Here is an 18694-nt window from a genome sequence, read left to right on the forward strand (position 1 = left end):
GTCGCCCTCCGTGTTGCTCGTTCGGGGAGTTCCGATTGGAGCAACCGGCGCGTCGGCCCATGGTTCCGGGATGCCTACCGACTGGGCAGGCGCCCGGAACACGGCGTACGGCAAGTCAGCCTATGACGCCCGCAACGAAGAACTCACCCCCGCCATGGGCAAATCACCAGGTGCGGACCGGCCCGGTGTCGATGTGCACGAAGCCGCTGCGCGGGTAGAAACCGACACCGCCGGCCTCCATGCCGCGGGCCGCGGTGGCGATGGCCTTCAGTTCGACATCCGGCAGCATCACGTCGATGGCCATGCCACGGGTGTGGTAGCTTTCCTTCGCCACCCCGCGCGAGCGGCGACGCGCCATGGCGTTGGTGCGGCGCGACCGATAGCCGCAGATGACCCGGAAGGGCTCGTCGCTGTCCAGAGTCTGGTGCAGGCGGGCCAGGACATCGAACAGACGCGGGTCGTAGCGGCCGACCTGCTTGGCCCGATGATCGCGCAGCAGCACGTCCAGCCTCTTCAGCGCGTCCGGGCGGTAGGCACCATCGGCCCAATAGATGCCGCTGAAGTGCTCGTTGGTGTTGATGTTGTGCAGGGACAGGCGGCGGACACCGCCGACCAGGGGGGCCGCAAGGGCGGGTGCGGCGGGCACCAGGACCGGAACGGCCAAGGCGGTCAGGGCGGCGGCGGCGAAGGTCAGAAACCCACGGCGGCCGGTCTCGCGCCCATTCATCGGCGCGGCACGGTCGTCATTCCCCAAAAGCATCACTCCCTATGCATTTTGGTGATCGGGCCGCACCGTTCCAGCGCCGGGCGACCCCCTATGGATTGTTCGAATAAGACCAAAATTAGTATGGTCATAGCGAACGACTATTCCCTATAGGCTAGGGCTTGACCGGGATCAACCCGAAAATGGCCCGAATCGGTCACAAATCGGCCTCCGGTCGCCCATGGCTCCGGCGCCGCGGCACGGTCGCCCCTCGGCCGGAGGCCGTACGCCGATTTCCCGACCCCATGGAAGCGGATCCCCGCCTCGCCGGGCGGGAGTTCACGTACTACATTTGATAGAAAGGACGGGGGATCGGACCTCCCGCCAGTCGAGGACGGACCATGCAAGCACCCCGGACGCTTACCGACCGATGCCGCCGCCCGGCGCCGATCCTGGCCGCGCTGGCGGTGGCGCTGTCCGTGATCGTCGGGTCGACCGCCACCCCGGCCCCTGCCGAGGCGGCTTCCTACCGCGACATGCTGACCAGCTGGGCCGACCGGCTCGACGCCGCCGCCACCGTGCTGGAGGCGGAACCGGAGCGCCCGGTCACCCGCATCGGGTCCGGCCCGCTTCTCAAGAGGGGCAGCAGCGGCGAGCGCGTGGAACGGCTGACGCAACGCCTGGCCGAGTTGGGCCTTCTCGACCGGGCGCGCCAAGGCGATCTGTTCGATGACCAGGTGGACACCGCGGTGCGCGCCTTCCAGTTCGGCCAGCGCATGAAGGTGGACGGGTTGGTCGGTGGCGGAACGCGGGTGGCCCTGGACCGCAGCCCGCAGGAGGCCGCCGCCCAGATGCGGCGCAGCGCGCTGTCCATGCGCGCCTTCCGCGACACCGCGCCGGACACCGTGATCCTGGTCAACCTGCCCAGCCAGACCACCACGCTGGTCCGCGACGGGGAGGAGGCGCTGACCATGCGCTCGATCGTCGGACGCCCGTCGCGCGAGACGCCGCTGCTTCAGGACCAGATCACCCACGTGATCGTGAACCCAACCTGGACCGTGCCCCCCACCGTCCTGAAGGAGGACAAGCTGCCCCTGTTGCGGGCCAAGGGCACCCCGGGGATCGCGAACGCCGTGGTTTATCTGGACGGCACGCCGGTGGAACCGGCCGGCGTGGACTGGCGCAACGTGTCGCCGCGCCGCGTGCGGATCGTCCAGCAGCCCGGCGACCACAACGCTCTGGGCCGGTACCGTTTCAACATGACCAACCCCCACAACATCTATCTGCACGGCACCAACGAGCCGAGGCTGTTCGACCGGGAGGTCCGCACCGTCAGTTCCGGCTGCGTACGCCTCGAGGACGCGCGCGGCATGGCCGAGGCGCTGCTGGCGACCGAGCATGTGTCCACGGCGCGGCTCGACCGCATGCTGGACCGGCAGGAACCGCAGTGGATCAAGCTGAGCCAGCCGGTGCCGGTGCGCTTCGTCTATTGGACGGCAACGGTGGACGACCGCGACGCCGTCCGTCTGCACCCGGACATCTACGACCTGAACGAGGACACCGCCCCCGCCGCGGCGCCGGATCCGGTCGGCCCCACCTCGGCCGACCCGATGCCCCCGGCCCAGAGGGCCTGAACCGAAGACAAACAACCCGAAGACAAACACCCCAAAGAAAAAAGCCCCCGCCGGTCGGCGGGGGCTTTCGCATCAGGTGGCCCGCAATTCGGTGTCGGATCCGGACGCACGCCAGACCTTGGAAGCGGTTGGACCGGTGTCGCCCGTGGCTTCCACATACTTCACCGGGTCACCGGTCTTGAGCTGGTCCATATCGACGTTCAAACAGCTGTTCCGGTGGAAATAAAGCTGCGTCCCGGTGTTGGTCGTGATGAAGCCGTGGTCCTCGTTCGGGTTGAGCTGCGACACACGACCCGGCTGTTCCGGATCATGCACCTTCACATCGCGGCGCATCTTGTCCTTGTATTCCTTCAACTGCCGGTCGGCGGCTTCGAAGGCGTCGCGGATCGAGGTCCGGGCGTCGGGGTTGGCGTAGCGTTCCTTCGCTTTGTTCGGCTTGCGGCTGACCACGATGTCCTGGCCCGGCACCATCAACTCGATATGGACGTCGAAGACGTTGCCGGTCTTGTGCTGGCGGTGCTGGGCTTCCACGGCGACCCGCATCCCGACCAGCCGGTCGAACAGCTTTTCCGTCTTCTCCGCCCGTTCGCGGATGTAGGCCTCCAACTCCGGCTGGGAGTCCATGTTGTGGAAGGCGATTTCCAGGTTCGTGTCCATGGGGTCCTCTTTAAGCACGACATGAGGAAAGCGGCGTGGCGCGGCCGCGTTCAGGAGTCGCGGGCTTGGCCGGGAACGCGGAACTCCTCGCCCTGATCGGCGATGCCCGGCATCTCGCCCTGGTTTTCCATGCTCAGCACGGGCTCGACCGGCTCGGTCCGCTCGGCGGTGTCGTCGGGTCCGTGGGCCGGGTTCGGGCGCAAGGTGTCCCGGTAATTGTCCTCGATGGCGATTTCCTCGCGCGCTAGCGTCCAATGGTCCGCGGCGCGATCCTCCGGACGGCCTTCACGCTCCCAGATCTGGTGAGCGCGCGCTCTGATCCGGCTTTCCAAATCATCCGCCATCCGGGCTGCCTCCTTTCGGTTCTCGTTCCGCGCCCGCCATGCCGTCCTGTCGGGTTGGGCTTTTGGATCGGGCACGCTTCCCGTCAACCGCGCCAGGACACCGAAGTTCCTCACCAGGGGATGCTCGAAGCAGGGAAACCCACGAAAGCCGCGCCGTTTGAATTAATCCCGAAGGGGTGGTATTCGACGAAAGCGACGATCCGGAGGATAAACGTGTGAACCGGTCTGAACGCGGACGCTCTCTGACGTCCTGCCTCCTCACGGGCATGCGCCGCTTCCGCACCTCGCTGTTCGCACTGCCGCTGGCCGCGGGGGCGCTGATGGCGCTCCCGGAGACCGCCGCCCGTGCCGCGGATGGACCGTCGCTGCTGCAACTCGGCCTCTTCCAAAGGGAGGGGGATGCCTGGTGGGCGTGGGACAGCCTGCGCCGCCGCTCGCCCGATCTGGCGGATGGGCTCAGCCCGGCGGTCGTTCCGCTCGACGCGCGGCGCCAGGGCGAGGGTGTCGCCCTGCGGGCCACCGCCCCGGTGGGGCTGGACGTGACGGCGCTGTGCCGCCGCATGCTCGGCGCCGGGTTCGGCTGCCTCGTCCTCGACTCGCCCCCCCTGCCCGCGCCGCCTCAGGCAACGCCCCAAGCAACGCCCAAAGCGCCGGAGATCAAGCCGGCCGCCGACAGCGCACAGCTCGCCGCACCCCACCCCGGTGGGGACGGCAAGGCCGACGTCGCGATCACCTACCCCCCGGAAGCCGCCCGGACCATGGCCGCCATCGAGAAGTCCGGGCGCCGCAAGGGCCGGCTGGGCGCGGTGGTCCCCGACACGGCGCTCGACGTCATGCCGGCCACGCTGAAGGAGGAGGGGTGGAACCTCTGCGCTCTCACCTTCGACGACGGGCCGCACCGGGTGGTCACCCGCCAGATCCTGGACGTGCTGAACCGCGAGAAGATTCCCGCGACCTATTTTCCGGTCGCCAGCGTCGCCGAGAACCAGGGCGAGGTGATCCGCGACTTCATCGCCGCCGGGCACGAGATCGGCAACCACAGCCTGACCCACGCCGACCTGCGCGCCATGGACCCCGACGCGCAGCGGCACGAGATCGCCGAGGCCAACCGCATCCTGCGCGGGTTCGGCGCCGACCCGGTGTTGTTCCGTCCGCCCTATGGACGCTACACGCCGGACCTTCTGGCGATCGCCCGCGAGGAGAGCATGAGCCCGGTCCTGTGGACCGTGGACACCCGCGACTGGCAGGTCCGCGACCCCGACCGCATCGTGCAGCATGTGAAGACCGAGGCGGGGACCGGCAGCGTGCTGCTGCTGCATTCCACCTACCCGTCCACCCTGAACGCCCTGCCCCGCGTGATCGCTGCGATGCGCGCGAAGGGCTGCGAGTTCGTCACCCTGTCGGAGTGGATCAAGCGGATGCACCAGATCGCCACGCCGGCCGCGGCGATGGTCCCCACTCTGGTGAAGGCTGGGGCCAAGGCCGGCGACGCGGCCCTGCGCACCGCGAACTGAGCCGCGCGGAGTGCCGGAACCGGATCGGTTCCTTTACTTTCCCGTCTTCTGCTTGCGGATCTGCAGGTACTTGCGGATGGTCGCCTCGACCTCCGGCGGCAGCATGTTCCAGGCACCGGACACCGAACCGCCCTTGACGTCCTCGATGGTCACGGTGGCGGCGAAAGTGAACTTACCGCAGGGGTCATCGATCCGCACCGTGATGCGCGCGGTCTGGCTGGGAATCAGGGACCCGTCGAAGCCGGTCGCCACGAAACCCTTGTGGCTGACCCCGGCCAAGGGGAAACTCTTGCCATCGAACTCGATCACGTTCGACGGACCCGCGGGCGCGTTGGGCCGGCGCGGCGCCGCCTTCCTCTCGTCCTTGACGGTCACTTTCAGAAAATCGAACAACCCCATGCACAGCCCCCGCCGAACAGCGCCGCCGATCGCCACGGCGTCATCACTTTATGCGCGGACTCACATAATGGGGCAACCGTGATTTCCCCGGCGTGATTTCCCCCGCTTGATCTCCCCGGACGGCGGCGATTCAACCGGGCGGCGAAGCCACCCTCCCACGGCGCTCCGATCCGGCGGCCAGCGCGCTCTGCGCCTGCCGGATGCACAACAGGGCAAAGGGAAGCAGAACAACCAGGACCGCCGCCATGCCCACCGCCACCGTCAGCACTCCAGCCACATCAGCATCGCCCAAATGGGTGGCAAGGGTCAGCAGCAGATGGAGGATCAGTGCGGACAGCATCGCCGCCGCCAACGCCGGAACGGCAAATCCTTGCACGCGCCGGCACCACCACTCACCGGTCGCCGCGCGCCACGGCCATCGCGGACGCGCCGCCGGGCAAGACGTCCCATAGACATCCAGCATGGGCACCCCTCCCGTCATTGCTCATCCGGCGCCGGTTGGATTGAGGCAATACGGCAGGATGAGGCGCAACCACTATAGAGGCAAAAACGCGCGGAACCTAAAATCTGAAGTACTTATTCTGATTGGACGGGCCTCCCGCCAAAGGTTATGGGTCGGAGGCCAACTTCTTCACCTCCCGCGTAGGCTCTCCACAGAGTCTGTGGATAACTGTGTTGACAAGGCCCGGCTTTTCCCGATTCGAGTCAAGCGCGACAAGGCCATAGCCCGATTTGCCTAAATTTCAGGCATGTCACACAAGCCATTGAAATGCATTGCCTTTCCAGATTCCGATGGGTGTTGCAGCGCTCACCCCTGTCAATTGGATTCTGACGCCAAACTCCCGGCGCGGCGATTTCGCGCGGGTCTGTGCCCTGTTGACAACTGAAGGTTCGAATTCCCCGCAAGGGGCACCCCGATCCCGCCGCCCTTCCTCCGACCGGTCGGAACGGTTCGCCAAACCATCCATTCGCTCGGGCTACAATCCGTCACCCCCTCCCGGAGTCAAGGTCACCGTGACCGCGGTTCCACCGCCCGGCTTGCTGAAGACACGAATGCCTCCGCCCATGCGCTCGACCAGCGCCTTGCAGATCAGCAGGCCGAGGCCGCTCCCCACCTCCCCGTCGGCGCCGGGTGCGGCGTGGTGCGGGTCGATGCGGAACAGATGGGGCTGAAGATCTTCCGGGATCCCCAGCCCATTGTCCTGAACCCGCAAGGTCACCCGTCCGTCCGCCACCGCGGCGGACAGCATGACGATGCTTCCCGAGGGAGAGAAGCGCACCGCGTTCTCGATCAGATGCCTCAGCACGGTGCTCAGCGCAGACAGGTCGCTCAGCACCGGGATGGCGACGATGCGGTTGACGACCAGGATGTCGCGGGCACGGGCGCGCGGCTCCACTTCCTCCAGCACGTCCTGGAGCAGGCCCCCCAGATCATAGACCCGCAGGTCCATCGGCACCTGATTCAGCTGCAGGCGGGACCACAGCGACAGGTTCTCGATGGTCCGCATCATTTGTCGCCCGGCGTCGCTGCACAGCGCCGCGTAAGCGCCCAACTGCGCGGCACCCTGGCTGGGGCGGCCGCCCGCCGGATCGGGAGACCCCACGTCGGAGGAGATCATCTGCGTCGCGCCGAGGATGGCGCTCAGCGGGTCCTTCAACTCCTGGCAGATCTGCCCGAGAAAGCGGTTCATGCGCGCGACCGCATCCGCCAGCTGATCCACCCGCTGGGCGCGTTGCGTCTCCTCCTCGCTGCGGCGGGTGATGTCGGTGACGAAAATGCAGAAGCCCGGCGCCGGTCCGCCATCCGAGTCGGCGTCGCCGTCCAGCCGCGAGTCGTTGAAGATCACCCGAAGCGGAGTCCCGTCGGAGCGGATCAGGGTGACATCGTAGCTGCGATGGGGAGCCAGATCGCGGATGGCCGCGTGCCGCTCCAGGACGCTCCGGCTTTCCTCGGCCACATAGGCAAGAAGGTGGGTTCCGACCAGTTCCCCGGCCCGGTAGCCGAGCAAGGCGCACAGCGCCGGGTTGACGGCGACAGTGACCAACTCGCGATCCAGCATCCAGCAGGCTTGCGCGCTCTGATCCAGAATCCGGCGGCTCAAGCGGTCCCAATCGACCGCTGGGCGCCTTGCCTTCGACAGCAGTGCCAGCATGACCCCTCCCGTCATCATCCTGTGCGGGTCAGTCACACGGCCGATTGTTCGTGCATTTTCCTTTCGACCCGCCACCGATGATAGGCACGGGTGGCAGAAACCTTCAACAAAATGTGGGTTTCTCCAATATTATAGAGCCGTCATCGATCTGCGCTTTTCCGCGCCTCCGCTTTCCGATCAGTAACCAGGCGGCTTCCGTGTCCTCACTCCTTAAGTTCTTATGACGCTTTTCATAGGCATCTTGTTGAGGATTGGGGCCTCAGGGATCCTCCGCCGTCGCCGCCCAGCAGCGCAGGACCTCCGCCACGCTCCAGGCCTGCGAAATGCAGCCGCGCGGGCTGAAGGGCGGCTCGGCGTCGAAGATCTCGGAAATGGTGCCGATCCCCGCTTGGTCGAGATGCGGCAGGAAGCCCTGGAGCAGTTCCCGCGCTCCGGCCTTGTCCTCCGGATGCAGCTTCAGCCACGCATCGACATAGGGGCCGATCAGCCATCCCCACACCGTGCCCTGATGGTAGGCGGCGTCGCGGGCACGCAGGTCGCCGAAGTATTTCGGCTTGTAGTCGCGCTGGCCCGGGGCCAGGGAGCGCAGCCCGACCGGGGTCAGCAGCCGCTGCCGCACCGTCTCCACCACCGGCTCCCAGCGGGCGCGGTCGAGCACCGGATTGTCGAGCGAGACGGCGAAGATCTGGTTGGGCCGGCAGGCGTCGTCGTCTCCGCGCTCCCCGTCCACCACGTCGTAGAGATGACCGGCGTGGGCGCACCAGAAGCGCGCGTTGAAGGAGGCGCGGGCCTGTTCGGCCAATTCCTCCAGGGGGCGGGCCGCTTGGGCGTCCCCCTCCTCGGTCAGCCAGCCGGCGGTCAGGCACAGGGCGTTGTACCAGAGCGCGTTGATCTCCACCGCCTTGCCCCGGCGCGGCGTGACCACCCAGTCCTCGACCTTCGCGTCCATCCAGGTGAGCTGGTAGCCCTCCCGCCCCTGGCGCAGCAGCCCGTCGCCCTGGTCCACGGCAATGCCGAAGCGGGCGCCGCGCCGGTGATGGTCGATCACCTCGACCAGCCGGGGCAGCAGCAGTTGCAGCGTGTGCCGGTCGCCGGTCGCGCGGACGTAGCGGTTCAGCGCGTGGAAGAACCACAGGGTGGCGTCGGCGGTGTGGTACAGCCCCTCGTCCTTGCCGTCGGGGAACATGTTGGGGATCAGCCCGTCGCGGATGTAGTGGGCGAAGGTGCGCAGGATCCAGCCGGCCTCCATGTGGCGCCCGGTGCTCAGGGTCAGCCCCTCCAGGCTGATCATGGTGTCGCGGCCCCAATCGGTGAACCAGTGGTAGCCGGCGATCACCGTGCGCACCTCGTCGCCCTCGGCGCGGGCGCGCATCTGGTCGGCGACGCGGCCCGCCGGCACGAACAGGAAGCTGTCCGCCGACAGCACAAGCTCCGCCATCGCTCCTTCGCGCAGCGAGGGATGGGACGATCCGACGATGCGCCGCCGCCGCTCCTTCTCGAAGCGCAGGACGTCGGCGGGCGGCAGCGCCCACAGCCGTTGCCACGGCTCCGTCGCCGCGACGAAGCTCAGCGTCTGGCCCTGGCTGAGGGGGCCGCTGAAATAGCCGGGCGTCCACAGCGAGCCCCGCGATTCGTAGCCGCGCTCCGCCTCCACCGGATAGACGATGTCGCGCCGCGCTCCGCCGTCCAGGGTCAGGGGAAGCTCCGCCCCTTCGATGGTCATGCGCAGCACCGGCAGTTCCGGCCCGGCCCAGACTTCGTATTCATGGCCGCGGGCGGTGACGCGGTAGTCGCGGGCCAACGGCTCGTCCACCGCGGATTCCAGCTTGCGGAAGGCCATCACCGGGCGAAGCCTCAGGAAGATCGGCTGCGGCGCCTTGACCACCCGGTAGGTGACGTGGACGATGTTCTGCAGGTGCGGCAGCACGATCTGCTTCTCGATCACCACGTCGCCGAATTCGTAGCGCCAGACCGGCAGCCCGGACTCCATGCGGAACTCGGCGAGGCCGGAGGGGGCGGCGTCCGATGGGTAGTTCGGGTCGGGCCACTGGTCCGCCTGCGGGTTGTGGCCGGTCAGCCGCCGCTCGGTGCCGCCCGGCTCGATCAGCACGTCGTTGAGCTGGCTCAGCATCACCACCCGGCCCAGCGGCGCCGGCAGGGCCGCCACCAGAAGCCCGTGATAGCGCCGCGTCACCGCCCCCGACAGGGAGGAGGAGGCGTAGCCGCCCAGCCCGTTGGCGACCAGCCATTCGCGGGACAGCGCGGCGTCCGGCGCGGATCGCAGGGCGTCGCGGGTGATCTTGCGGATGAAATCAGCCATGGGTCTCCTGAGCGCTCGCGCCGTTGTCTTCGCCCCGTTCCTCGTCCGGAACACCGTCCGTGGCGGCCAGGACGGCTGCGGCATGGCCGGGAAGCCGCCAACCGCCATCCGAGGATTCCACCGGGGCGATTCCGCAGCCGCCGTAGCGGGGGTCTTCGCTGGACCACAGGGGCGTCCAGTCCCTGCCAACCGGCGGCGCCAGCAGCGGTTCCGGCAGGATGTCCAGCCGCAGGTCGCGGCCGAGATTGACCAGCAACAGCCTGTCGTCCCCGCCCTCTCCATAAAAGCGCAGGACGAACGCCTCTTGGCCCAGCACGGCGCCGTCCAGCCCGCCGTCGCCCTGGGCGTGGAACACCGGGTCCTCGCGGCGCAGGCGCAGAAGGTCGCGGTGCAACGCCCAGACCTCGGCGTGTGTCTCTCGCTCCGCGTGGTCGAGCGTGCAGCGCCGGAAGGTCTCCTCGTCCTGCGGACGCGTCAGATGGGCGCGCATGGCGGGGCTGGCCAGGCTGGGAAATTGGGACAGGAACTCCGCCCGCCCCGTCTCCACCTTGGCGGCCAGATCGGGTTCATGGTCGGCGAAGTAGTGGAAGGGCGCGCTCGCCGCGAACTCCTGCCCCTGGAACAGCATCGGCGTGCCGGGACCCAGCAGCGTCAGCGCGGTCAGCGCCCGGAAGCGCCCCGGCGAAGTCAGGGCATGGATCCGCTGGCCGCGGCCAGAATTGGCGATCTGGTCGTGGTTCTGGAGGAAGGTGACGAAGGCCGGGCGCGGCATCCCACAGGCCGGCGTCCCCCGCCGCTTGCCCTGCCAGCGGGACCATTGCCCCTGGTAGAGGAAGCCGTGCTTGACGGCCGACAGCAGTTCCTGCGGCGTGCCGCGGTAGTCGGTGTAGTAGGCCTCGTTCCGCCCGGTCAGCGCGACCCGGGCCGTATGGTGGAAATCGTCGTTCCACAGGGCGTCCAGCCCGCAGCCGCCTTGGTCCACCGGTGTCGCCATGGTGGCCAGCTGGGGTTCGTTCTCCCCGATCAGCAGGGTGCCGCGCCCGCGCGCCGCGCCGCGGACTGCCTGCCCGATCTCCTGGATGATGTGCGGGGTGGAGCGGTCGAAAATCTGCTGGGTGGCGTCCAGCCGCAGCCCGTCGAGATGGTATTCGTCGACCCAGAAGGCGGCGTTCGCCTGGAAGAACTCCCGCACCGGGCCGCAGTTCGGGCCGTCGAAGTTGAGCGCGTCCCCCCACTCGTTCTTGTAGCGGGTGGTGAAGTAGTCCGGGGAGAAGCGTGACAGGAAATTCCCGCTGGGGCCGAAATGGTTGTAGACCACGTCGAGGATCACCGCGAGGCCCAGCGCGTGGGCGCGGTCCACGAAGCGCCGCATGTCGTCCGGCCCGCCGTAGAGCCGGCTCGGCGCGAACAGGTCCACCCCGTCGTAGCCCCAGCCGAAGCGGCCGGGAAACTCGGCCACCGGCATCAGTTCGAGAACCGTCACCCCCAGCTCCGCCAGACTTGGCAGTTCGCGCACCGCCGCCGCCCAGGTTCCCTCCGGCGTGAAGGTGCCGATGTGCATTTCGTAGACCACCTGCCCGCGCAGGCCGCAGCCCGTCCAGCCGGCGTCGGTCCAGGCGAAGGCGGAGGGGTCCGTCACTTGCGACGGCCCCTCCGGCCCGTCGGGTTGGAAGCGGGAGACCGGGTCGGGGAAGGCCGGGCCGTCGTCGAGTTGAAACCGGTAGAGGCTGCCCACCGACACCCCCTCCACCATCGCGGAGAAATAGCCGTCGCCCTCCGCCTCCAGCGCCACCGCGCGCTCCTCCGGACCGACCCGCAAGCGGACGCTGCGGCAGGCGGGCGCCCAGACCCGCGCCAGCACCCGGTCGCCGGGTGCCGGTTCGACGCCTATGGGACAACGGCGGAGGGTAAAGGCCGACCTGCCGGCCGGCGCTGCATCGGGAGGACTCGACACGGGACGTTCCCACCGCACTGTTTCGACCATCGCCCCAACAGGCGCCGACCGGCTTCGTCCCATGGGGAGCGGGGGTGGTGGCGAACATCTGCGGCATCACCGAGGGGAACACCACGAGATGTTGTGCACGGCCTTCGTCACCCGCCCCTCGGGCGACTCCGCGGCCGGTCATCCCGCCGCCGTTGAACGGGGCCTAGACCCTTTCCCCGAAGCTCTCCGCCGCCGCGTCGATCACCGCGGGGTGGGCGCGCAGCCGGTTGAGCGCGGTGTCCCGCTGGGCATCGTCCAGTTCCAGCGTGACGATGACATCGACGGCGCCGCCGCGCTCCGCGTCGCGCTCCTCGCGCGCGGTTTGGACGACATGGCCACAGCGGTCGCGCAAGCCCCCGACGATCTCCGCCTCGACGCCGCGCCCCTTCTCCGCCGGGTAGGCGTAGACGATCTTCATGGCCTTCCACCCTTCATTCCGGCCCGCCGTCACGGCGCGAAGACGACCCGCATGCAGTCGTCGGCCTTCTCCTTGAACATGCGGTAGCCCTGGGGCGCGTCGTCCAACGCCCATTTGTGGGTCAGCAGGTAGGCGGGATCGAGATCGCCCTTCTCGATGTGCTCGAACAGGCGCTTGACGTAGCGCTGGCCGTGCTGCTGCCCCATGCGGAAGGTCAGCGCCTTGTTCATCGCCGCCCCCATCGGGAACTTGTCGATGAGGCCGCCATAGACGCCGACAATGGACAGAGTGCCGCCCTTGCGGCAGCACTGGATCATCTGGCGCAGGACAGCGGGCCGGTCGCTCTCCAGCCGCAGGACCTGCTTGCCGCGGTCGTAGAGATCCTCGATCGCCGAGGCGCCGCTGTCCGCCTCCATGCCCACCGCGTCGATGCAGACGTCCGGCCCGCGCCCGCCGGTCATCGCCAGCAGGGCGTCGTAGATGTCGACGCGGCTGTAATCCAGCGTCTCCGCCCCCGCCTTCATTTGAGCGGCGCGCAGCCGGTCCGGAAAGCGGTCGATGCCGATCACCCGCTCCGCACCCATCAGGAAGGCGCTCTTCATCGCCATCTGCCCGACGCCGCCGCAGCCCCAGACGGCCACCACGTCACCCGGCTTGATGTTGCCCATGTCGGCGGCCATGTAGCCGGTCGGCACGGCGTCGGAGACGAAGACCGCCTGCTCGTCCGTAACCCCCTCCGGCACGCGGAAGCAGTTGGTGTCGGCGAAGGGGACGCGGATGTATTCGGCGTGGCTTCCGGCATAGCCGCCGAAGGCGTGGCTGTAGCCGAAGATGCCGGCGGTGCAGTGCCCGTAGGCCATCTCCTCGAAGGCCGGTTGCGGGTTGGAGTTGTCGCAGAGCGAGAACTCCTCGTGTTCGCAGTGCCAGCACTTGCCGCAGCCGATGATCGATACGGTGATCACCCGATCGCCGCGGTTCAGCCGCGTCACCTCCGGCCCCTTTTCCACCACCTCGCCCAGGAATTCATGGCCGATGATGTCGCCGGCCCGCATGGTGGGGACGTAGCCGCCGATCAGGTGCAGGTCCGACCCGCAGACCGAGGACAGGCCGACCTTGATGATCGCGTCCTGTGGGGCGAGGATCGTGGGGTCCGGCACCCGCTCCACCCGCAGGTCGTTCACGCCGTTCCAGCAGAGCGCCCTCATCCCGTCACCTCCTGCAATCGTGACCGCGCGCCTCCCCGCACGCCCCGCCCGCTCGGCTGGCCGTCGATGGTGGGAAGCCCGCCGACCTCCATGATCCGCTTCAGGCGGCGCAACGCCTCGCGCGCCTGCTGCTCCGGCGCGGCGCCGAACAGGCGGGACACGGCATCGCCGCCGGCACCGCCCGGCGGGTGGTAGGCCAGCGTCAGGCTGACCTCCGTCCCGCGCCCGCCCGGCGCCGGACGGAACAGGACCGTGCCGCGATGCGGCAGGTCCGCCCCCTCCAGCGTGTGCCAGGTGATGAGTTCGTTCTCCCGGACCTTGTCGAGCCGGCTGTTCCAGACCACCGGAACGCCGCCGGGGCCATGGGCCTTCCAGCGGCTTTCCGTGTCGGACAGGATCTCCACGGCGTCGAGGTGGGGGAACAGCGCCGCCAGATGGCGGACGTTGCGCCAGTGGCGGAACAGCTTGTCGGCCGGAACCGCGATGGTGACGTTCGCCTGGGTGGTCGTCGGCTCGCGGTGCCGCGCCGGCAGAGCAACCTGCCGCAGCGGACTGGACAGCGGAACCCCCGCCGCCCCGGCGAGGAACAGCCCGCCGCCGAGCGCGGCCAGAGCCCAGCTTCCCCGCCGCGCCCCGGCGAAGCCCAGCGCCGTGCCGCCGAGGATGGCGGCCCAGCGTTCGAGCGTCCCGGCGGAGCCCTCCGGGCGCCGCCCGCCGTCCCGGCCGCTGGTCATTGCCCGTCCTTCTTCTTCAGCAGGTTCAGCTCGTACAGCCCCTTCATCAGGTCGTCGTGCAGGTCGATGCGCTCCGCGATGTCGGTGTAGTGGGTGGCGTCGGGCGCCCGCCCGGCCTCGTCCAGCGCACGGTCCCACTGGTTGCCGGCGAAGTCGCCGCGCCCCACGAACATGACCGCGCGCAGTTCCATCCGCTGTTCGGGCGTCAGGTCCTCCAACATCTTCTGAAGCTGGCTCAGCGCACCGCTGGCGTCGGAGGACAGGATGCTGAGTGCGTCGAGATCGGTCGGGTTCCGCGAACCGCGTTCGCTGCGCTGCTCCCCGAGGTCGATGTTGCGCATTCCCGCGAGGAAACGCTGGCGGTCGGCCACGGCCTCGTACGCGAGGTCGGCGGCCTGCTTCACGGTATCGACCGAAATCTGTTTGAGCATGTGTCGCACTTCTTTTCAGTTGCACGGCTTTGCCCGACGCCGACAGCCGGGCTGCGGAGGGCGTCGGAATGCGGCCCGTGTCGCGGACCGCCTCTCGGCACAACCGGAGACGGTGCGGCGAGGTTCCGAAGCAACACGGATGCCCGGTGACTTGTTATCTCCCGCAAGACCTTGGCAAGCCGGAGAACACCCATGCCGCTCCTGTCGGCGCAGATTGGCGAAACCGTGGATGAACCGTTCGCCCCCGTGCGTCTGGACACCGACCGCGGCACCGTGGAGGCCCGCCTCTACGCCGCCCCGGACGGGCACAAGGCGGCGGGAACGCTGGGCGTCATCTGGCTGGGCGGCGTCGGCGGCGGCTTCGACTCGCCGGCCCGCGGGCTCTATCCGCGGCTGGCCGAGGATCTCAGGCCGCACGGCATCGCCTCGCTGCGCATCGGCTACCGCAACCCGCGCGCGCTGGACGAGGCGGTCTACGACGCGCTGTGCGGCCTGACCTTCCTCGGCCAGATGGGCATCCACCATGTCGCGCTGGTCGGCCATTCCTTCGGCGGAGCGGTGGCGATCCAGGCCGCGGCCTCCAACCGCGGCGCGGTCTGCACGGTGGTGACGCTGGCGACCCAGGGGTTGGGCACCGATGCGGTGGCGGACCTCCGCTGCCCGGTGTTGCTGGTCCATGGCGAGGCCGACGAGGTGCTGACGCCCATGTGCTCCATCCATGTCCACCGCATGGCGCGCGAGCCGAAGAAGCTGGTCCTGATGCCCGGCGCCGGCCACGGACTGGACGAGACCGCCGAGGCCGTCTGCCGCGAGGTGCGCGACTGGCTCAAGGCTCAACTGCTGGCGCGGTAGGGCATATCCTCTCCCCCCGCGGCAGGCTCCGGGGTTAGGCTGCGGCCACCGCCCCGAAAAGCCCGGAGCCTGCCGATGCTCGGCACCCTGACCCTTCTTCTCTCCTGCCAGCTGGTGGGGGAACTGACCGCCCGCCTGCTGCATCTGCCCGTGCCGGGGCCGGTGATCGGCATGGTCCTGCTGTTCGCCGGCCTGCTGGTCCGCGGCGGCGTGCCGGAGCCGCTGCAGGAGACGGCGGGCGGCATCCTGCGCCATCTGTCGCTTCTCTTCGTTCCGGCGGGCGTCGGGGTGATGGCTCACCTGAACCGGCTGGAGGCGGAGGCCCTGCCCATCGCCGCCGCCCTGCTGGGCAGCACGCTGATCGGCGTCGCGCTGACCGCCTGGGTGATGAGCGTGCTGAGCCGCCGCGGCCCCGACGCCGAGACCGGCAATGGGGAGGACGCGCCGTGAGCCCCGATTTCCACGAGATCTGGGTCTATCTGTCGGCCAGCCCGCTCGCCGGCCTGACCCTGACGCTGGCCGCCTATCAGGCGGGGATGTGGGTGTTCGAGCGGTTCGGGCGGCGGCCCGCGCTGAACCCCGTGATGATCGCGGTGCTGCTGATCGCCGCGACGCTGATGGTGGCGGGGATCGACTACCGCACCTATTTCGACGGCGCGCAGTTCGTGCATTTCCTGCTCGGCCCCGCCACGGTCGCGCTGGCGGTCCCGCTCTACCGCCAGTTCCAGCAGGTCCGCCGCTCCGCCGTGGCGCTGCTGGTCGCCCTGCTGAGCGGTTCCGCCGCGTCGGCGCTGAGCGCGGTCGCCATCGCCTGGGCGCTGGGCGCGTCGGAGCGGACCATGCTGTCGCTGGCGCCGAAGTCGGTGACCTCCCCCATCGCCATGGGCGTGTCGGAGCAGATCGGCGGGCTGCCGTCCCTCACCGCGGTCTTCGTGATCCTGACCGGGATCATCGCCGCCTCCTTCGGCACCTGGGTCCTGAACCTCGTCCGGGTGACGGATTGGCGGGCGCGCGGCTTCGGGCTGGGGGTGGCCGCCCACGGCATCGGCACCGCCCGCGCGCTCCAGGTCAACGAGGTGGCGGGGGCCTTCGCCGGGCTGGGGATGGGGCTGAACGGGCTGGTGACGGCGATCCTGCTGCCGGTCCTCTACCGCCTGTTCTTTGCGTAAAGTCCCATTCCGCGAAAGAAGATTTCATGGAATCGTGGCTTGACAGGGCAAGCCTGCCTGCGCACAGTGTGGCCCATGATCCGCATCGACCACACGAACGCCCTTCTGCGACTTATCACCCCGGCGCTTTGAGCGTCCGGGTCGTCTGCGTTCGTCCGCCCTGTTCCCTGGTCGAAGTGTCTGTTTTCCCATGAGCACCCATTGTACGCGTCCTTTCGGCACGCGCCCTTGCGGGGCGAAACGTGTCTCCCGGCTGGGGCCGGGGCTGCGACTTAGGAACGGTCGCTGAGCCGCCCGGCAGCTCGGCGACCGTAGTCCCGCCGGTCCCCACACGACACGAGACAACGCCCCGCAACGAAAACCGGGGCTCCCAAGGGATCACGAAGCGTCATGAACCACATCGCCACCCCCGCCGCCGCCGCCTCTGCCAAGCATGAGAAGTACGTCCCCTTCGCCCCGGTGAAGCTGACCGACCGCCAATGGCCGAACCGGACCATCGAGAAGGCGCCGGTCTGGTGCTCGGTGGACCTGCGCGACGGCAACCAGGCGCTGATCGAGCCGATGGGTCCGGACCGCAAGCGCGCGATGTTCGACGCGCTGCTGAAGATGGGCTTCAAGGAGATCGAGATCGGCTTCCCCGCCGCCTCGCAGACCGATTTCGACTTCTGCCGCGAGATCATCGAGGGCGGCAAGATCCCCGACGGCGTGACCATCCAGGTGCTGACCCAGGCCCGTGAGGAGCTGATCCGCCGCACCTTCGAGGGCATCAAGGGCGCCAAGCGCGCCATCGTCCACCTGTACAACTCGACCTCGGAGCTGCAGCGCCGCGTCGTCTTCGGGCTGGACCGCCAGGGCATCGTCGACATCGCCGTCGCCGGCACCAAGCTGATCAAGCAGCTGGCCGCCGAGCATCCGGAGACCGAGATCGTCCTGCAATATTCGCCGGAGAGCTTCACCGGGACCGAGCTGGAGTTCGCCCTGGAGATCTGCGAGGCGGTGATGGAGACCTGGGGCGCCGACGCCGCCAACAAGGTCATCCTGAACCTGCCGGCGACGGTGGAGATGTCGACCCCGAACATCCACGCCGACCAGATCGAGTGGTTCTGCCGCAACATGAAGAACCGCGACGCGGCGATCATCTCCCTGCACCCGCACAACGACCGCGGCACCGGCGTCGCGGCGGCGGAGCTGGGCATGCTGGCCGGCGCCGACCGCGTGGAAGGCACGCTGTTCGGCAACGGCGAGCGCACCGGCAACGTCGACGTGATCACGCTGGCGCTGAACCTGCTGACCCAGGGCGTCGATCCGGAGCTGCGCATCGACGACATCAACGAGATCGTCCGCGTCGCCGAATACTGCACGCAGCTGCCCGTCCATCCGCGCCACCCCTACGCGGGCGAGCTGGTCTTCACGGCCTTCTCCGGCTCGCACCAGGACGCCATCAACAAGGGCCTGAAGGCGCTGGCCAAGTCCAACCACGGCACCTGGGAGGTTCCGTACCTGCCCATCGACCCGCAGGACCTGGGCCGCAGCTACGAGGCGGTGATCCGCATCAACAGTCAGTCGGGCAAGGGCGGCATCGCCTATGTGCTGGAGAAGGATTACGGCATCCAGATCCCGCGCCGCCTGCAGATCGAGTTCTCCAAGACGGTGCAGCGCATCGCCGACGAGACCGGCAAGGAGCTGGCCCCGGCCGACATCCACAACGCCTTCAAGGCGGAGTATCTGGACATCGACGCCCCGCTGGCCCTGATCGAGCATTCGACCGAGCCGCGCGGCCCGAACTCCGGCGCCCGCGTGCTGAACGTGGTGGTGTCGCGCGACGGCGTGGTCAGCACGCTGAAGGGCTCGGGCAAGGGTCCGATCGACGCCTTCCTGGACGCGCTGCGCCAGGGGGCCGGCATCGACCTGCATGTGGTGGACTACCGCGAGCACGCCGTCGGCGAGGGCGAGGACGCCCAGGCCTGCGCCTACGTCGAGGTGAAGACCAACGACGAGCGCACGCTGTTCGGCGTCGGCATGGACGCGGACATCGTGACCGCCTCGCTGCGCGCCCTGGTCAGCGCCGCGAACCGCGCCTCGCGGTAAGGGGTTCGGGGACAGAAAAAGGGGCGCTCCCGCCGGGGCGCCCCTTTTTTGTTGGGGTGGTGGGGAGTGTCCGAGACGGGCCCCCACCC

Annotated in this window: 18 protein-coding genes; 6 read left to right on the forward strand and 12 right to left on the reverse strand. The window is 68.7% G+C overall.

Annotated features, from left to right (window positions below):
• Positions 1–163 precede the first annotated feature (163 nt).
• Entirely contained in the window at positions 164–760 is a 597-nt protein-coding gene (gene mepK / locus GBZ26_RS07120) for a peptidoglycan L,D-endopeptidase MepK (RefSeq protein WP_174438237.1), read from the reverse strand.
• 344 nt (positions 761–1104) lie between these two features.
• Between mepK and GBZ26_RS07125 the strand changes: the two genes are divergently transcribed.
• Positions 1105–2337, forward strand: coding sequence for a L,D-transpeptidase family protein (locus GBZ26_RS07125; RefSeq protein WP_174438238.1), 1233 nt, complete (start codon positions 1105–1107; stop codon positions 2335–2337).
• A gap of 72 nt (positions 2338–2409) precedes the next feature.
• On the opposite strand, the gene GBZ26_RS07130 is transcribed toward GBZ26_RS07125, so the two are convergent.
• Positions 2410–2994: an HPF/RaiA family ribosome-associated protein gene (locus GBZ26_RS07130; RefSeq protein ID WP_174438239.1), complete on the reverse strand. Its 585-nt coding sequence runs from the start codon at positions 2992–2994 to the stop codon at positions 2410–2412.
• A gap of 50 nt (positions 2995–3044) precedes the next feature.
• Positions 3045–3338, reverse strand: a complete 294-nt coding sequence (locus GBZ26_RS07135) for a DUF2934 domain-containing protein (protein ID WP_174438240.1) — start codon at positions 3336–3338, stop codon at positions 3045–3047.
• A 266-nt stretch (positions 3339–3604) separates the two neighbouring features.
• Here GBZ26_RS07135 and GBZ26_RS07140 point away from each other — a divergent pair, with 266 nt between their 5' ends.
• Positions 3605–4852, forward strand: a complete 1248-nt coding sequence (locus tag GBZ26_RS07140) for a polysaccharide deacetylase family protein (RefSeq protein ID WP_174438241.1) — start codon at positions 3605–3607, stop codon at positions 4850–4852.
• A gap of 33 nt (positions 4853–4885) precedes the next feature.
• On the opposite strand, the gene GBZ26_RS07145 is transcribed toward GBZ26_RS07140, so the two are convergent.
• The 9 genes from GBZ26_RS07145 to GBZ26_RS07185 all read right to left on the reverse strand — a co-directional run bounded on the left by GBZ26_RS07145 (position 4886) and on the right by GBZ26_RS07185 (position 14496).
• Positions 4886–5287, reverse strand: a complete 402-nt coding sequence (locus GBZ26_RS07145; RefSeq protein ID WP_343207218.1) for a hypothetical protein — start codon at positions 5285–5287, stop codon at positions 4886–4888.
• Between the two features lie 94 nt (positions 5288–5381).
• Entirely contained in the window at positions 5382–5714 is a 333-nt protein-coding gene (locus GBZ26_RS07150; protein ID WP_174438242.1) for a hypothetical protein, read from the reverse strand.
• A gap of 514 nt (positions 5715–6228) precedes the next feature.
• Positions 6229–7404: a PAS domain-containing sensor histidine kinase gene (locus GBZ26_RS07155; protein WP_174438243.1), complete on the reverse strand. Its 1176-nt coding sequence runs from the start codon at positions 7402–7404 to the stop codon at positions 6229–6231.
• 259 nt (positions 7405–7663) lie between these two features.
• Positions 7664–9724: an amylo-alpha-1,6-glucosidase gene (locus GBZ26_RS07160; RefSeq protein WP_174438244.1), complete on the reverse strand. Its 2061-nt coding sequence runs from the start codon at positions 9722–9724 to the stop codon at positions 7664–7666.
• Positions 9717–11585 carry a malto-oligosyltrehalose trehalohydrolase gene (gene treZ, locus GBZ26_RS07165; protein WP_343207219.1) on the reverse strand — a complete coding sequence of 623 codons (1869 nt, stop codon included), beginning with the start codon at positions 11583–11585 and terminating at the stop codon, positions 9717–9719. The genes GBZ26_RS07160 and treZ overlap by 8 nt, the downstream gene beginning before the upstream one ends.
• Before the next feature lie 286 nt (positions 11586–11871).
• Complete coding sequence (locus GBZ26_RS07170) at positions 11872–12126, reverse strand: hypothetical protein (protein WP_103039202.1); 255 nt, start codon at positions 12124–12126, stop codon at positions 11872–11874.
• Between the two features lie 29 nt (positions 12127–12155).
• Positions 12156–13331: a zinc-dependent alcohol dehydrogenase gene (locus GBZ26_RS07175; RefSeq protein WP_035675290.1), complete on the reverse strand. Its 1176-nt coding sequence runs from the start codon at positions 13329–13331 to the stop codon at positions 12156–12158.
• On the reverse strand, positions 13328–14065 hold the full coding sequence (locus tag GBZ26_RS07180) for an SRPBCC family protein (protein WP_174438246.1): 738 nt from the start codon (positions 14063–14065) through the stop codon (positions 13328–13330). The genes GBZ26_RS07175 and GBZ26_RS07180 overlap by 4 nt, the downstream gene beginning before the upstream one ends.
• Positions 14062–14496, reverse strand: a complete 435-nt coding sequence (locus GBZ26_RS07185; protein ID WP_174438247.1) for a DUF3775 domain-containing protein — start codon at positions 14494–14496, stop codon at positions 14062–14064. Before GBZ26_RS07185 ends, GBZ26_RS07180 begins: the two co-directional genes overlap by 4 nt.
• A 192-nt stretch (positions 14497–14688) precedes the next feature.
• On the opposite strand from GBZ26_RS07185, the gene GBZ26_RS07190 reads away from it, so the two are divergent.
• The 4 genes from GBZ26_RS07190 (at position 14689) to leuA (ending at position 18605) form a co-directional block, all read left to right on the forward strand.
• Positions 14689–15348: an alpha/beta hydrolase gene (locus tag GBZ26_RS07190; protein ID WP_174438248.1), complete on the forward strand. Its 660-nt coding sequence runs from the start codon at positions 14689–14691 to the stop codon at positions 15346–15348.
• Positions 15349–15423: 75 nt separating this feature from the next.
• Positions 15424–15798 carry a CidA/LrgA family protein gene (locus tag GBZ26_RS07195; protein ID WP_174438249.1) on the forward strand — a complete coding sequence of 125 codons (375 nt, stop codon included), beginning with the start codon at positions 15424–15426 and terminating at the stop codon, positions 15796–15798.
• Complete coding sequence (locus GBZ26_RS07200) at positions 15795–16517, forward strand: LrgB family protein (protein WP_174438250.1); 723 nt, start codon at positions 15795–15797, stop codon at positions 16515–16517. The genes GBZ26_RS07195 and GBZ26_RS07200 overlap by 4 nt, the downstream gene beginning before the upstream one ends.
• Positions 16518–16907: 390 nt before the next feature.
• Complete coding sequence (gene leuA, locus GBZ26_RS07205) at positions 16908–18605, forward strand: 2-isopropylmalate synthase (RefSeq protein WP_174438251.1); 1698 nt, start codon at positions 16908–16910, stop codon at positions 18603–18605.
• The last annotated feature ends 89 nt before the right edge of the window (positions 18606–18694 follow it).

The organism is Azospirillum formosense (assembly GCF_013340925.1).
Classification (GTDB): Bacteria; Pseudomonadota; Alphaproteobacteria; order Azospirillales; family Azospirillaceae; genus Azospirillum; species Azospirillum formosense.